14 protein-coding genes are annotated in these 13,319 nt (G+C 72.6%); 6 read left to right on the top strand and 8 right to left on the bottom strand.

The genetic code is table 11. The features are described 5' to 3' along the window. Positions 1 to 59 precede the first annotated feature (59 nt). Positions 60 to 809, top strand: a complete 750-nt coding sequence (locus tag ACI2L3_RS12980; protein ID WP_404752394.1) for a dienelactone hydrolase family protein — start codon at positions 60 to 62, stop codon at positions 807 to 809. A 9-nt stretch (positions 810 to 818) separates the two neighbouring features. Here the strand turns inward: ACI2L3_RS12980 and ACI2L3_RS12975 are convergent, their stop codons facing one another. The 4 genes from ACI2L3_RS12975 to ACI2L3_RS12960 form a co-directional block, all read right to left on the bottom strand. After that, positions 819 to 1,343 (bottom strand): SRPBCC family protein, encoded by a 525-nt coding sequence (locus ACI2L3_RS12975; protein WP_404752393.1) that lies wholly within the window; start codon positions 1,341 to 1,343, stop codon positions 819 to 821. 34 nt (positions 1,344 to 1,377) lie between these two features. Then, positions 1,378 to 2,613, bottom strand: a complete 1,236-nt coding sequence (locus tag ACI2L3_RS12970) for a DegT/DnrJ/EryC1/StrS family aminotransferase (RefSeq protein WP_404752392.1) — start codon at positions 2,611 to 2,613, stop codon at positions 1,378 to 1,380. Positions 2,614 to 2,840: 227 nt separating this feature from the next. After that, positions 2,841 to 4,034, bottom strand: a complete 1,194-nt coding sequence (locus tag ACI2L3_RS12965) for a serine hydrolase domain-containing protein (protein ID WP_404752391.1) — start codon at positions 4,032 to 4,034, stop codon at positions 2,841 to 2,843. 115 nt (positions 4,035 to 4,149) lie between these two features. Beyond that, on the bottom strand, positions 4,150 to 5,004 hold the full coding sequence (locus tag ACI2L3_RS12960) for a class I SAM-dependent methyltransferase (RefSeq protein ID WP_404752390.1): 855 nt from the start codon (positions 5,002 to 5,004) through the stop codon (positions 4,150 to 4,152). Between the two features lie 105 nt (positions 5,005 to 5,109). Here ACI2L3_RS12960 and ACI2L3_RS12955 point away from each other — a divergent pair, with 105 nt between their 5' ends. Beyond that, a complete protein-coding gene (locus ACI2L3_RS12955) occupies positions 5,110 to 7,929 on the top strand; it encodes a BTAD domain-containing putative transcriptional regulator (protein ID WP_404752389.1) in 2,820 nt (939 codons plus the stop codon). Positions 7,930 to 7,950: 21 nt separating this feature from the next. On the opposite strand, the gene ACI2L3_RS12950 is transcribed toward ACI2L3_RS12955, so the two are convergent. From ACI2L3_RS12950 to ACI2L3_RS12940, 3 genes are all read right to left on the bottom strand, one after another. Further along, positions 7,951 to 8,298 carry a hypothetical protein gene (locus tag ACI2L3_RS12950; protein WP_404752388.1) on the bottom strand — a complete coding sequence of 116 codons (348 nt, stop codon included), beginning with the start codon at positions 8,296 to 8,298 and terminating at the stop codon, positions 7,951 to 7,953. 109 nt (positions 8,299 to 8,407) lie between these two features. Beyond that, the gene (locus ACI2L3_RS12945; protein WP_404752387.1) at positions 8,408 to 8,584 is read right to left on the bottom strand and encodes a hypothetical protein; all 177 of its coding nucleotides are present in this window, start codon (positions 8,582 to 8,584) and stop codon (positions 8,408 to 8,410) included. A gap of 150 nt (positions 8,585 to 8,734) precedes the next feature. Beyond that, complete coding sequence (locus ACI2L3_RS12940) at positions 8,735 to 10,246, bottom strand: alpha/beta hydrolase (protein ID WP_404752386.1); 1,512 nt, start codon at positions 10,244 to 10,246, stop codon at positions 8,735 to 8,737. A gap of 448 nt (positions 10,247 to 10,694) precedes the next feature. Here ACI2L3_RS12940 and ACI2L3_RS12935 point away from each other — a divergent pair, with 448 nt between their 5' ends. Both ACI2L3_RS12935 and ACI2L3_RS12930 read left to right on the top strand, forming a co-directional pair. Beyond that, positions 10,695 to 10,829 (top strand): hypothetical protein, encoded by a 135-nt coding sequence (locus ACI2L3_RS12935; protein ID WP_404752385.1) that lies wholly within the window; start codon positions 10,695 to 10,697, stop codon positions 10,827 to 10,829. A 47-nt stretch (positions 10,830 to 10,876) separates the two neighbouring features. Continuing rightward, on the top strand, positions 10,877 to 11,068 hold the full coding sequence (locus tag ACI2L3_RS12930; protein WP_160502320.1) for a DUF4236 domain-containing protein: 192 nt from the start codon (positions 10,877 to 10,879) through the stop codon (positions 11,066 to 11,068). A gap of 39 nt (positions 11,069 to 11,107) precedes the next feature. On the opposite strand, the gene ACI2L3_RS12925 is transcribed toward ACI2L3_RS12930, so the two are convergent. After that, a complete protein-coding gene (locus tag ACI2L3_RS12925) occupies positions 11,108 to 11,722 on the bottom strand; it encodes a LysE/ArgO family amino acid transporter (RefSeq protein WP_404752384.1) in 615 nt (204 codons plus the stop codon). A 67-nt stretch (positions 11,723 to 11,789) separates the two neighbouring features. Here ACI2L3_RS12925 and ACI2L3_RS12920 point away from each other — a divergent pair, with 67 nt between their 5' ends. Both ACI2L3_RS12920 and ACI2L3_RS12915 read left to right on the top strand, forming a co-directional pair. Continuing rightward, positions 11,790 to 12,749, top strand: coding sequence for a LysR family transcriptional regulator ArgP (locus ACI2L3_RS12920; protein WP_404752383.1), 960 nt, complete (start codon positions 11,790 to 11,792; stop codon positions 12,747 to 12,749). 97 nt (positions 12,750 to 12,846) lie between these two features. Next, positions 12,847 to 13,116 (top strand): hypothetical protein, encoded by a 270-nt coding sequence (locus ACI2L3_RS12915; RefSeq protein WP_404752382.1) that lies wholly within the window; start codon positions 12,847 to 12,849, stop codon positions 13,114 to 13,116. The last annotated feature ends 203 nt before the right edge of the window (positions 13,117 to 13,319 follow it).

Here is a 13,319-nt window from a genome sequence, read left to right as displayed (position 1 = left end):
CCGGCTGACCGGCTCCGCTACGGGCGGTGCCCCGCGCACCGGCCCAAGAAAGGAACGACTTGCCCGTCAAGACAGTGCAGATTCCCACCCCGGACGGCCGCGCCGACGCTTTCGTCGCCCTCCCCGACGGGGGCGAGCGGCACCCGGGAGTCCTGATGTACCCGGACGCGTTCGGTGTGCGGCCCGAGTTGGAGAAGAAGGCCCGCGAGCTGGCCGGGCACGGGTACTACGTGCTCGTGCCCAACGTCTACTACCGGCACCGCCCCGCGCCGGTGCTCGAACTTCCCGAGCACATCGGGGAGGAAGCGCGGGCGGCTGTCTTCGCCCAGGCCATGCCGCTGGTCGAGGAGCACACCTCCGAGCGGGTCCTGCGGGACGCCGGCGCCTACCTGAAGTTCCTCACCGCTCAGCCGGAGGTCGGCGCCGGGCCGGTCGGCGTGGTCGGCTACTGCATGGGCGCCGCCCTGGCGATGCGCACCGCGACGGCCCATCCGGAGCTGGTGGCCGCCGTCGCCGGATTCCACCCCGGCTTCCTGGTCACCGACGCGGCCGACAGCCCGCACCGCCTCGCCCACCGGCTGACGGCCGAAGTCCACCTCGGCCTCGCCGAGGGCGACTTGACGCCCGAGGCCATCGGCGAGCTCGGCCGGGCCATGGACGCCGCGGGGGTCGAGCACGGCATCGAGACCTACCCCGGCACCGTCCACGGCTTCACCATGTCCGACACCGACGCCTTCGACGCCGCCGCGCTGCAGCGGCACTGGGACCGCCTGCTGCCCCTGCTCGGCCGGGCCCTGACCACCGGCTGACCCACGGGTTCAGCGGCTCGGCGCGCCCTCCAGTTCCCTCTTGAGGTTGCGGAGGGTCCTGTCGATGTTTCCCACCTGGAACTGCGCGAAGGTGCGGCCTCCCGTGGCGATCCGGTCGAAGGCGCCGGCCACGGCGTCCGGCCAGGAGCGCCGGTCGTCCGTCCAGGTCTCGGTCACCCGGGTCGCCGCCCCCGCCACCTCGGCGTCCGCTTCCTCGAAGCGGTACTCCCAGGTGGCGATGGGCGCGCGCAGGCGGGGCCGCTTCAGGCCGATGGCGTGCACCCGGAAGGCGAAGCGGCTGCCCGGGTCCGCCGCGGTCACCGTGCAGCGGGTGGTCCAGCGGAACGCTCCGCGCTTGTTGTGCCCCTCGAAGACGAGGCCCACCCGGGCCGGTTCGTCCGGTCCCGGCACGGTCGCGCCGAGGTTCTCCGGACTCCACCGGCCCATCCGGGCGGGCCTACTGAGCTGCTCGTACACCGTCGTCGGCGGCGCCTGGATCACGATGCTGCGGGACACGGTGAACGTGCGGGTCATGGGGGAATGCTCCGTTCCTGGGCGGCCCCTGACCTTACCCGCCAGTAGGTTCGACCGGAAGCGCCTGTCCTTCGCGGTCGCCGAGGGGCGGCCGCGCGGGCGTCACCCGTTCCTTCGCCAGCGCGTTGATGATCTTCCGGGCGAGCAGCGGGTCCGCCGGGAGCGCGTGCGCGGCGAACCAGCGGGCGGCCGACGGGTCCGGGGACGGCTCCACGAACTCCGCGCCCGCGTAGTCGTCCAGCGGCGGGTCGTAGATGTATCCGGTGACCACCCCGTGCCGCACCAGGCGGTCCGCCAGGATGTCCCGGTCGTGGACCAGGAGCGGCACGCGGAAGAGCGGCGGGGGCCCGCCGTCCGTAGGCCGGTCGCGGAGTGCGGGGGACGCCCAGGTGGTGGCCGCGAGCAGCGACGCGCCGATCCTGCGCCGGGCGAGGTCGCCGTCGAGCCGGGCCGTCCGCAGCCTCAACTGGCCGCGGACGAGGGCTCCGTGGCGGGTCCGGTAGCCATGCAGATCGACCCGTATCCACGGTTCGTACGCGGTGAGGCTCGGCGCCTCGGAGGCGCAGCGGGTGAGGCGGGGCGCGTGGAGGTCCATGCGGAAGGTGTCGCGCTCCAGCATGCCGAGGCGCTGCATGGTGCGCCAGACGGGGCGCACCAGGTGGAGGCCGTGGGCGGCCGAACGTGCCAGTGGGCGCAGCGTGGTGGACAGGTCGGCGCGGAGGCTGCGGGGCACCAGGAGCTCGTCGCGCAGCAGTTCCAGTTCCCGGCGGGTGCGCTCGTCCTCGACGGCGAGGAACCCGCCGGCCATCCCCGCCACGTGCTTGGAGAGGCTGAACGCCGCGGCCTTCCCGAACGTCCCGACCGGCTGCCCGTCCACGCGGGTGCCGATCGCGTGGGCGGCGTCCTCGAACAGCGGAATGCCCAACTGGTTGCAGCGGCGGCGGAGTTCGACGACGCGGTCCGGCATTCCGTACAGGTTCGTGGTGAGGACGGCGTCCACGTTCCGCCAGGTCTCCTCCGGTACGGCGGCGGGGTCGATGTTGCCGTCCCGGGCGGAGACCGGCGCCTGCACCGGGCGCAGCCCCGCCGCGAGGACGACGAAGAGGATCACGTCGTCGTTCACGGGCGACATCAGCACGCGCGCGCCGGGTCTGCACCAGTGCCGCAGCGCGAGGTACAGCGCGAGCCGCGCCGACGGCGTGTAGACGCATGGGCGCCCGAGTCGGCGCGCCATCGCCGTGGCGAGCCCGGATCCGTACGCCATTCTCATCCCCACCCTCCGCCGCCGCCCGCGCGGCGCGAGGTGCGCAGCGTGCCGACGGTCTTCAGCAGCCGGTGATGGCCGCGCCCCCGGTTCCCCGTCCCCCGGCCTGCGAGGCTCAAAGGTCGCGAACCCGCATGCATGTGTCAAGGGCGCGGGCGGCCGGGGGCGCGCCAACCCGGCCACCGCCAGGGCGAGTTGCTGACCGCACGCCGAATGGCTCTGGGAACGCCGAACTATTCGCAGAACTCCGCTTCCATGACCGCCTGCATGGACTGGCCGTCCCAGTCACCGTTGTAGCTGAAGGCGAGCTGGTGCCGGCCGTCCGCGGTGCTGACGGCCAGGGACAGCCAGCCCACCATGCCGCCGCCGTGGCCCCAGAGCGTCGTGCCGCAACTCGTCCGCAACCGTGTGAGGCCGAGGCCGTACGCCATGTCCGGAGAGTCGGGGACGGTGACGGTCGTCTGCATCGCCTTGAGCTGCTTCGGCGGCAGGAGCTTGCCGCGCAGCAGGGCGTTGTAGAAGCGGTTCAGATCGCCGGTGGTGGAGATGATGTCGCCGTCGGCCCAGCCCTGCGATCCGTTCATCTCGGTGATGTCGTCGATCCGGCCGGGGTCCGACGGGAAGAGCTTGGAGTACCCGCGGCTGCTGGGCTGCGGCAGGTGGATGCCGTTGTCGGGGTTGCTCGTGGCCTTCAGCCCCAATGGCTTGATGATGCGGTCGCGGACCTCCGCCTCGTAGGTCCTGCCGCCGGCCTTCTCGATGATCAGCCCGGCCAGGACGTAGTTGGTGTTCGAGTACGAGTGCTTGGCACCCGGCTCGAACAGCGGCCGGTGCGCCAGGGCCACCCTCACGTGCTTCTTGGGCGGCAGGGTGTCGTAGCGGTGCTTCAGGTAGCCGTCGCCCTGCATGTACGTCTCGAGGTATTTCTCATCCGAGAGGTAGTCGAAGAGGCCGCTGGTGTGGTTCAGGAGCTGCCGGACGGTGATCCTGTGCCCGTCGTTTCCGTTGCCGCGGATCAGGCCGGGGAGGTGGTGCTCCACGGTGTCGTCGAGATCGAGCTTCCCCTCCGCCTCCATCTGGAGAAGGACGGTCGCCACGAACGTCTTGGTGATGCTGCCGACACGGAACCGGTCGTTCTTGCCGCGCGGAGCGCCCGTCGTACGGTCCCCGACCCCTGACGTCGACGCCCAGACGCCGTGGCGGTCGCGGGCCTGTGCCGTGACACCGGGGGTGCCCGCCCGCACGGCCGCGTCCATCGCGCGCTGGGTGGCGCGGTGGCCCTGCGGCGCGGCGGGCGCGTCCGACGCGTCCGGTACCGCTCGGGCTGCGTCTGCCGACGCTTGCGCTGGGGCGACAAAGGCCGTGGCCGCCATCGCGGCCGCCACCAGACCCACCATGCCGAACTTCGAACTCTTCCGTAACGCCATTCCGCACTCCTCGCTGTCGTCCGAGGGGCGCTCCGACGCCCCTCGCGCAGCAAGACCACGGAGGGGCGCGCGAGGTTGAGCGACGGCGCGGCGGCCGGTCGGCGCGCGCGTCCCGTCAGTGACCCACCGCGTCGTTCCGCCAGACGAACACCTCGGTGCTCGGGCTCGGTTCGGAGAACCGGCCTGACGCGGAGGCTTCCCGCAGCAGTCGGCGCAGGTCCGCCTCGAAGCGGTCACGGCCGGTTCCGAACAGGTGCGGAGCCGAGCCCGACATGGAGAAGACGCCCGCGACGACGTCGTCCGCCGAGCGTTCCAGAGCCGGTCCGCCGGGGACGACGTGACGCTGAGGACCGGAGAAGCCGGCCCGCGCGAACACCGCCGCCTCGCCGCCGGGGGTGCCGTGCGGCAGTACTCCACGGCCTGCCCGCCGGACCGGCCCCAAGTAGCGCCTGACCAGGTCCTGGACCGCCTCGTGCGGCGGTGCCGGATACGGAAGCTCCTCGTCCTCGACGGTCCGGGGCTCCGACTTCAGGTCGGAGATGTGCACGAGGGCGCCACCTGGCTGGAGCATGCTCTTGACGGTCGCCGCCACCAGGTCGCGGTCCATCCAGTGGAAGGACTGGGCGAAGGTCGCGACGGAGAACGTGCCGAGCCCCGCGGGCAGGTCCTCGGCCCGGGCCCGGACCCATCGCGTCCGCTCGGCCATGCCCCTCCGGGCGGCGTCGCGGCCGGCCTCGGCGAGCATGTCGCCGTCCGGGTCCACGCCGACGACTTCGCCGAACAGCGGGGCGAGGGTCAGCGCGACCGTTCCGGGTCCGCAGCCCACGTCGATGAGGCGTCCGCGCCCGTCGAGGTCCAGGAGGCCGGCGAGTGCGGTCGCCAGGCCGGGGGCGTAGGGAAGCCGGCCGCGCGCGTAGTGGGCGGCGGGGCCCGCGAAGAGGGTCTCGTCCCACTCCCATTCGGCCGTCATGCCGTCATGCCCGCTCACCCTCTCGTACCGCCGGCCGCTCCTGCCGGAAAGGTACTCGGGCCTCGGCGGTAATCTGGATCTTTTCCCGCCAGAGGAGTTGCATCAGTGGAGTTCCGGCTGCTCGGAGCGGTTTCCGTCGCCACTGAGGTCGGCGTGCTGCCGCTCGGTCCCGCCAAGCGGCGCAGCCTGCTCGCCGCTCTGCTGCTCAGGCCGAACCATCCGGTGCCGGTCGATCAGTTGACGGACGCGCTGTGGGATCACGAGCCGCCGGCGCGGGCCCGCGGTGTCATCCAGGGACATGTGTCGCGGCTGCGGGCCCTGCTCACCGGTGCGGACGCCGACATGTTCGGTGTCGAACTGCTCACGCAGGGCACGGCGTACGTCCTGCGGATGCCGGAGTCGCTGCTGGACGCCCACCGTTTCGAGGAGCTGGTGACGCTGGCCCGCAGCCAGCGCGCGCCCGACGACGCCGTGGCGATGTACCAGGAGGCGCTGTCGCTGTGGCAGGGGCCCGCGCTGACCGGCGCGTATCCGAGCCAGCCGCTGCAGGCTGCCGCCCAGGCGTTGGAGGAGCTCCGCCTCGCCTCGGTGGAGTCGCTGGCCGCGGCCTACTCGCGGATGGGCGAACACGCCCGGGCCGCCGCGGTGCTGCGTGCGGAGGCCAGTGTCCATCCGCTGCGCGAGTCGCTGTCCGCCGCGCTCGTGCGGGAACTGCAGCGGGCGGGGCGCCGCTCGGAGGCGCTCGACTGCTTCCACCGCACCCGCCGGCTGCTCGCCGACGAGCTGGGAGTCGACCCGGGCCGGGAACTGGCCGATGCCTACACCGATGTGTTGCGTGGGGAGGGTGACGGGGGCGCGGGGAGTGAGGGGGCTGTCGCGGGGGGCCAGGGGTCGGCCCCGGGCCGGCCCGCAGGCGCGGCACCGGCGGCTCCGGGGACTCCGGGAACTCCGGGAACTCCGGGAACTCCGGCAACCATTCCCTCGCCCATACCCACCCCCGCCCCCATGCCCGGCACGATCGACCTCCTGCCGCGCATGCCGCGCGGCTTCCACGGGCGGGCCGGGGAGCTCACCGCGTTGTCGCGGGCTGCCGCGGGTGAGGCGCCCGTCTGCCTGGTCACCGGGCCTGCCGGAGTCGGCAAGACCGCTTTCGTGGCGCACTGGGCGCACCGCAACCGCGAGCAGTTCCCCGGCGGTCTGCTCTACGCCGATCTGCGCGGCTTCAACGACACGGGCGAGCCTGCGCTCCTCGAAGTGCTGCGGGAGTTCCTGTTGGCGCTCGGCGTCGCGCCGCGCCGCATCCCGGAGTCGGCCGGCGGCGCGTCCGCGCTGTTCCGGTCCCTGTGCGCGGATCGCCGGCTCCTCGTCGTACTCGACAACGCACGCGCGTCCGAGCAGGTCAGGGAGTTGCTGCCGGGCGGCGCCGAGTGCGTCACCGTGGTCACGAGCCGGTACCGGCTGCGCGGGCTCATCGCCTCCGACGCCGCCCGGCCCGTCCCCCTGGACGTACTCGAACCGGAGGACAGCACGGCCCTGCTCACCGCGGTGCTCGGCAAGGAGCGGGTGCTCGCGGAGGAGGTGGCGGCACGACGCCTCGCGGAGTTGTGCGGTGGGCTGCCGCTCGCGCTGCGGGTGGCGGCCGCGCGGCTGGCGGACCAGCCGGACTGGTCGCTGAGCTCGATGTGCGCCGAACTGTCGGACGAGTCACGCCGGTTGAGCCTCCTGGACGTGGAGGACACGGGCGTCCGGGCGGCGCTGCGGCTGACCGTGCGCAGACTGCCCGAGGACGCCGCGCTCCACTTCGCCCCTCTCGGACAGCACCCGGGCACGCACGTCGACCGGTACACGGCCGCGGCCCTCGCCGGCACGGATCCGAGCGCGGCCGAGGCGGCGCTGGACAAGCTCACCGCGGCGCATCTGGTGATCAGGACCGCGCCGGACCGCTGGACGCTGCACGATCTCGTACGGCTGTACGCGCGTGGTCTGGACGCCGGGCCCGACGCTTTGGTGCGCGGGCTCGACCACAGTGTGGCGACGGCGCTGGCCGCCGCCGACGCGGCCGAGCCCGGTGACGAGTCGTGCTTCACGCTGCCGCCGGACTTCCGTTCCCCGTCGGCGACGAGGGAGTTCGCCGACCGCGAGCAGGCCATGGACTGGTACGCGGCCGAGCGCGACGACCTGACGCTGGCGGCGGCCGCGGCGGCCGCGGCCGGGCTGCACGGCAGGACGTGGCGGATCGTCCTGGCGCTCTGGCCGCAGATCGTGTGGCGGGTGCGGGACGACTGGACTCCCTTGCTGCGTACGGCACTCGAGGCCGCACGGGCCGATGGCGATCCGCGCGCCGAGTCACGGGTCCGTGCGCTGCTCGGCTGGGTCCTGACGGAGGAGGGGCGCACCCCTGAGGCGCTGGTGCATCTGGAGGCCGCGCCCGTGCTCGCCGCGCGGGCCGGGGACACGCGCGGTGAGGCGACCGCGCTGATCAACCTGTCGCTCGCGCAGGCCGAACTCGGCAGTCCAGAGGAAGCCGCCGAGGGGTGCGCGCTCGCGGCGGAGCTCGCACACAGCGTCGGCGACCGGAACACGGAACGTCTGGCGCTGTACCACCTCGCCCGGCACCGTCTCGACGCCAGGGAGTGGCAGGCCGCCTTCGAGACGGCGGTCGCCGCCCTGGACCTCGACAGTCCGTCGGAGGCGTCCGTGGCAGCGCGGGTGCTGCTGCGGACCGTGACGGGGGAAGCGCTGCTGGGGATGGGCGACGAGGCCGAGGGCATCCAGCGGCTGGAGAGCGCGGCCCGCGAGGCGGAGTCGTCCGGCTACGACGACGGCGCGGTCCGCGCGCTCGGTGCGCTGCTCCGGGTCTCGGCGGACGAGGGGCTGCAGGCGCGGTACGACACGGCGATGGTGCGGCTGATGGCGCGTACGTGAGGAGTCGCCCGCGGTGCCGTGTCAGGTGCCGGGCGGAACCTCGTCGTCCGAGTCCGACGGGCTGCCGCCGTCCGCCACGTGCGCCACGTGTGCCGCGTGCTTCGCGTCCGCCACGCCCGCCGCGTGCTCGGTGAGCTGCTGGTTCACTTCGCGCGCCTGCTCGGCCAGTGCGCGCGCCCGCGCCTCGGCCTGGTCCGCCCGGGCGTTGATGCGGGCGATGTCGTCCTCGATGACCTTCAGGGCCAGTGCGGTCGCGGCGTCGGCGTCCTGCGGGGGCAGGTCACCGGGCAGGCCCTCCAACGCGCTCTTGACCGCGGGGATGCCGCCGCGGTCGTGGATGTCTTTCCAGAACTCGTAATCCATGTCCATCGCGCCATCCTGGCCGACCGGCCGCGGGCGGCGCGAATGGCGGACCGCCCGGCGCCTTCCCGGCGCCCGCACACGCATCGCGCAGGCACCCGCACCGCGCCGGGCGCCGCTAGGACGCGGGCCCGGCGGGCGTGCCGCTCACCCGGGCGGGTGTGCTGAAGTCCAACAGGTCCTCGGCCGTCTGCTGCGTCTCCTCCGCGGCCTTGCGGGCCGTGGCGACGACGTCGCCGTGCTCCTGGACGAGGGTGTGATAGATCGGCGCCTGGGTGGCGTCATTGGCCGGCATGACCTGCGGCTCCTTGTTCGGTGACTGCGGTGATCGGGTCGGCCGTGTGCGGCCGACCCGCGACCTTACGCGAACTCGGTGCCCCGATGGCACCCGACCCCGATCATGAGACGGCCGCTTGTGACCACCTTCACACGCGCAGGGGGCGGCTCACTCGCAGTAGGTGTCGTGAGCGGGCCGCTTGCCCGTGGCCAGGAAGCGGGAGACCGTACGGTCGCCGCACGCGTTGCCGTTGGCGAGGTAGGTGTCGTGGCCGGTGGCGTCGGCCGTCACCATGACGGCGCGGCGGCCGAGCGCTTCGCGCAGCTTCAGGGCGCCGCTCAGCGGGGTGTTGGGGTCGCGCTCGTTCTGGGCGAGGAGGATGTTGGAAGGCCCGCGGTCGGTGATGCGTACCGGGTCCTCCTTCGGCTCGAAGGGCCAGGCGGCGCAGAGCATCGCGTTCCTGGGCATGCCGGCGGTCAGCGGATACTTGGCGCGGCTCTCGGTGACGCCCTTCTGGTAGTGGGCGGGTGACGTGGGCCACGCGACGTCGTTGCAGAGGGTCGCGGAGCCGACGGCGACGGAGTTCTGGAGCGGTTTCTCGGGGGGCGCCGGGGGTGCGGGCGGCAGGTCGCCCGTCAGCGCGCCGTTCATCAGCCGGGCGAGGCCGGGGAAGTCGTCGTCGGGGTCGTCCATCGCGTTGAGCATGGTCTGCCGCAGTACGTTGCCGTTCAGTACGGCCGGGTTGGCGCCGGGCCAGGGGATCGGTTCGCGGTCCAGGCGGGCGGCGAGCCGGAGGAAGAGTGGGCGTATTTCGGCTGCCGTGTCCGCGAGGCGGTGGTCGTTTCCGGGTGCGGAGGCCCACTCGGCGAACTCCGGGAAGGTGTCCTCGACGCCCCGCTCGTGCGCCGCGAGCCAGCCGCGGCCGACCCGGGCGGGATCGGGGTCGTCGTTGCTGTCCAGCACGACGCGGTCGGTGCGGTGCGGGAACAACTGGCTGTAGACGGCGCCCACATACGTGCCGTACGAGACGGCCCACGCGGAGAGTCTCTCCTCGCCGAGCGCGGCGCGGATACGGTCGATGTCGCGGGCGTTGTTGGCGGTGCTGATGTTGCGGATGAGTTCGCCGCCGTTGCGTGCGCAGGCGTCGGACTGGCGTTTCGCTGTGACCATGTTCTCGGCGACGGAACCGTCCGGGCCCGGCCAGGGGCGCAGCGCGGACGGCGCGAGGTCGCCCTGCTCGAAGCCGCAGGACACCGGCGTGGAGCGGCCGAGGCCGCGGGGGTCGAAGCCGATCAGGTCGTAGGCGTCCCGCACGCTCCGCGGCAGCTTCTGCCCCTTCCCCGACGGTCCGTCGAGGCCGGAGCCGCCGGGCCCGCCGGGGATCAGCAGCAGCGCGCCGCGGCGAGCCGCGGGCTTCTCGCTGCGGACACGGGAGACCGCGATCTGAATCTTCTCGCCCTCGGGGTGGGCGTAGTCCATCGGCACATCGAGCACCGCGCACTCCTGCCGCGAGCCCGGCGCCCGCCCCTCGCACTCACCCCAGTCCAGCCCCGTCACGGCCGCATCCGCCGCATCCGCCGCGTCGGCAGCTGTCGACGCGGAGGCGGCGAGCGGCACGGTGAGCGTGAGAACGGCGGCGGAGGCGGCGAGCAGCGCGGTGTTCCGCTTGATCTTCGTCATACGGAAGATCCTCGCCGCCCCGGCCGGGCGGCCACATCATCCCAACTGGCCGATCCGCGTGGGGGTTTACCCCGAACGGTCACCTAAGGGGCGTCGGCGCAAGGTAGGGCGGAACGGCTGGGGGCGACGGACTGCGGGCGGGCGACGGTGGATACGTCGCCCGGGCCCGCACGGCGAGCGGCCGCCCGGCGGTCCTCGAACTGGCCCTTCCCAAACCCGGTGCGGGATCTGAGACCCGGACGCTGCTGCGCGCCGGAGGGTCCGGCTATGCCCTCCTCCTGGACCACGACGAGGACCGTTTCGCGCTGCTGCTGGAGAACCTCGGCGAACCCCTGTCCCGGCTCGGTTCGCGTCCGAGCGGCAGAAGGCCATCGAACTGGGTGAGCTGGTCGAGAGACTGTGAAAGGAGCTGGACCGCCCCTGCTCGAGTACCGCGTACGACCGGGCGATGACGTACGCCGAACGTCGCGCCGCCGCCCACCACCCGGGCCGGTCACTGGTCGTGCACGGCGACCCGCACCCGGGCAACCTCCTTCGCGTGCCCGTCCCCCGTCAGGCGGACGCGGAGCCGCCCCGCCCGTGACGGGCGTCCCGGTTCGGGTACTCGCCGGCAGACGCAAGGAGGAGTCCATGCCACTCACGTTCCGCAAGAGTTTCCGGATACTTCCCGGGGTTCGGCTGAACATCAACAAGCGTTCGTGGTCTCTCACCACGGGCGGTCGTCACGGGCCCCGGCGTACGCACAGCAGCACCGGGCGGCGCACCACGTCGATGGACCTGCCGGGTCCGTTCGGTTGGAGGCGTACGACGAAGCGGCGGTGAGATTCGGCCGGCGGCACAAGGCGCGGGTCAGAGCGCAGGTCAGAGCGCGCCCACGATCAGCGTCACACCCATCACCGTCATCGTCGCCGCGATCAGGAAGTCCAGCGCACGCCACGAGGCGGGCCGCGCGAAGAAGCCGCTGAGCAGGCGTGCGCCGTAGCCGAGGGCGACGAACCAGCAGACGCTGCCGAGCATGGCGCCGATGCCGAAGGCCCAGCGGAGACCGTCGTGGCCGGCGGCGACCGAGCCGAGGAGGAGGACCGTGTCGAGGTAGACGTGCGGGTTGAGCCAGGTCATGGCCAGGCAGGCGAGGAGTGCGCCGCGCCGTGACCCGGCCGTCGTGCCGGTGGCCGTCATGGCGGTGGGGCGCAGGGCGCGGCGTGCGGCGAGTACGGCGTACGAGAGGAGGAAGCCTCCGCCTATCAGGCCGACGAGGGTGATCGCCGGGGGCCAGGCCGTCACCACGGTGCCGACTCCGGCGACGCCCGCGGCGATGAGCACCATGTCGGAGAGGGCGCAGATGGCGACCACACTGAACACCGCCTGACGTCGGATTCCCTGCCGGAGAACGAAGGCGTTCTGCGATCCGATGGCGACGATGAGCGAGAGTCCGGTGCCGAATCCGGCAGCGGCGGTGGCGAGTGTGGTTCCCATGGCTTCGACGTTAGGGATCATTGACGCAGTAAGTACAGGTAAAGATTCTGATGTAGCTTAAGCAATTGTGAAGTCAGGTGCGGGAAAGTCACACGCTGAGGCCGGTCCGGCGTCCGGGACGCTGTCGGAGCTGCCGCTCGAGCATGTGCGGACGCTCCTCGTCGTCGTCGACGAGGGCACCTTCGACGCCGCGGCGGCCGCCCTGCACGTGACGCCGCCCGCGGTCAGCCAGCGCGTCAAGGCGCTGGAGCGCCGTATCGGCCGTGTCCTGCTGATGCGGACGAAGCCGGTGCGGCCCACCGAGTCGGGGCAGGTCGTCGTGCGGTTCGCCCGGCAGCTGGGCCGCCTGGAGCGGGACGCGCGCGCCGAGCTCGGCATCAGCGACACGGGTGAGCCCGCCGTCCTGCCGGTCGCGGTGAACGCCGACTCGCTCGCGACCTGGTTCCTCTCCGCCCTGGCCCGGATCCCCGACGAGCCGCGGATCTGTTTCGAGCTGCGGCGCGAGGACGAGGACCACACCACGTCGCTGCTGCGCGAGGGATCGGTGATGGCCGCGGTCACGTCGTCGCCGGACGCGGTGTCGGGGTGCACGGTGCGTCGTCTCGGGCGGATGCGGTATCTGCCGGTCGCCTCGCCGGAGTTCGTGGCGCGGCGGCTCGGCGACTGGCCGCGGGTGCCGCTCGGGGAGGTCCTCGCGGACGCGCCCGTGGTGTTCTTCGACCGCCGTGACTGTCTGCAGGACGACTTCGCGCGCAAGGTGACGGGCGGGCGCGGGGCGAGCCCGCTGCGGCACTACGTTCCCTCGTCGCGCGGGTTCGTCGAGGCGATCGAGGCGGGCCTCGGCTGGGGCGTGGTGCCGCGGGAGCAGGCCGAGCCCCTGTTGCGCTCGGGCGCGCTGACCCTGCTCGACGCCGACCGGGTCGTGGACGTACCGCTGTTCTGGCAGCAGTGGAAGCTCGACTCCCCCGCGCTCGCGGCCCTGGCGGACGCGGTGGTGACCGCGGCCGGCCAGGCCTTGGACCAGTGAGCCGCCGGCCTGGACCAGTGAGCCGCCGGACGCCGGGCCCGTGACACGCGGCGGACAGAACGTGCGGCGCGGCCGACTCCTGTCTAGCGTCACTGTCATGACGACTGATCCGCGGAGTTACGAGCTTCTGCTGGTGCCCGAGTTCACCGAGCGCGGGACGGGGACGGTGGGCGGCGACAACCCGCTGCGTTCCGCGGTGGTGGTCGCCACCGGGGAGACCGGCGCGTCCGGCTATCCGCGCTACGTGGGGGACGGCATGGAGGCCGACATCGACCCCGCGACCCGGTCCGTCGAGGCGCTGCTCGTCGACGGGGCCGAGCTGGACTACGGGCTGTCGGTGCGGGTGGCGGACCGGCCGGACGGCTGACGCCGGGCCCTTCCACGGCAAGCGACAATGCGGCAATGTGACAGAAAGAATCGCCGCGTCAAAAGCGAAGCCATGACGTTTCACGTGAATCATGTAAAACGGAGCTCGATATTCTGGAAAGGCCACCGCATCGCGCTGGCTTGAACGCATCGCTTTCCTTGGTGCTCACAGGTCGACCCGGTAGGCTTCCGTCTTCGAAAAGA

The sequence above is a fragment of the Streptomyces sp. NPDC029674 genome (assembly GCF_044903205.1).
In the GTDB taxonomy this organism is placed as follows: Bacteria; Actinomycetota; Actinomycetes; order Streptomycetales; family Streptomycetaceae; genus Streptomyces.
This window is presented reverse-complemented; position numbering and strand designations above follow the sequence as displayed.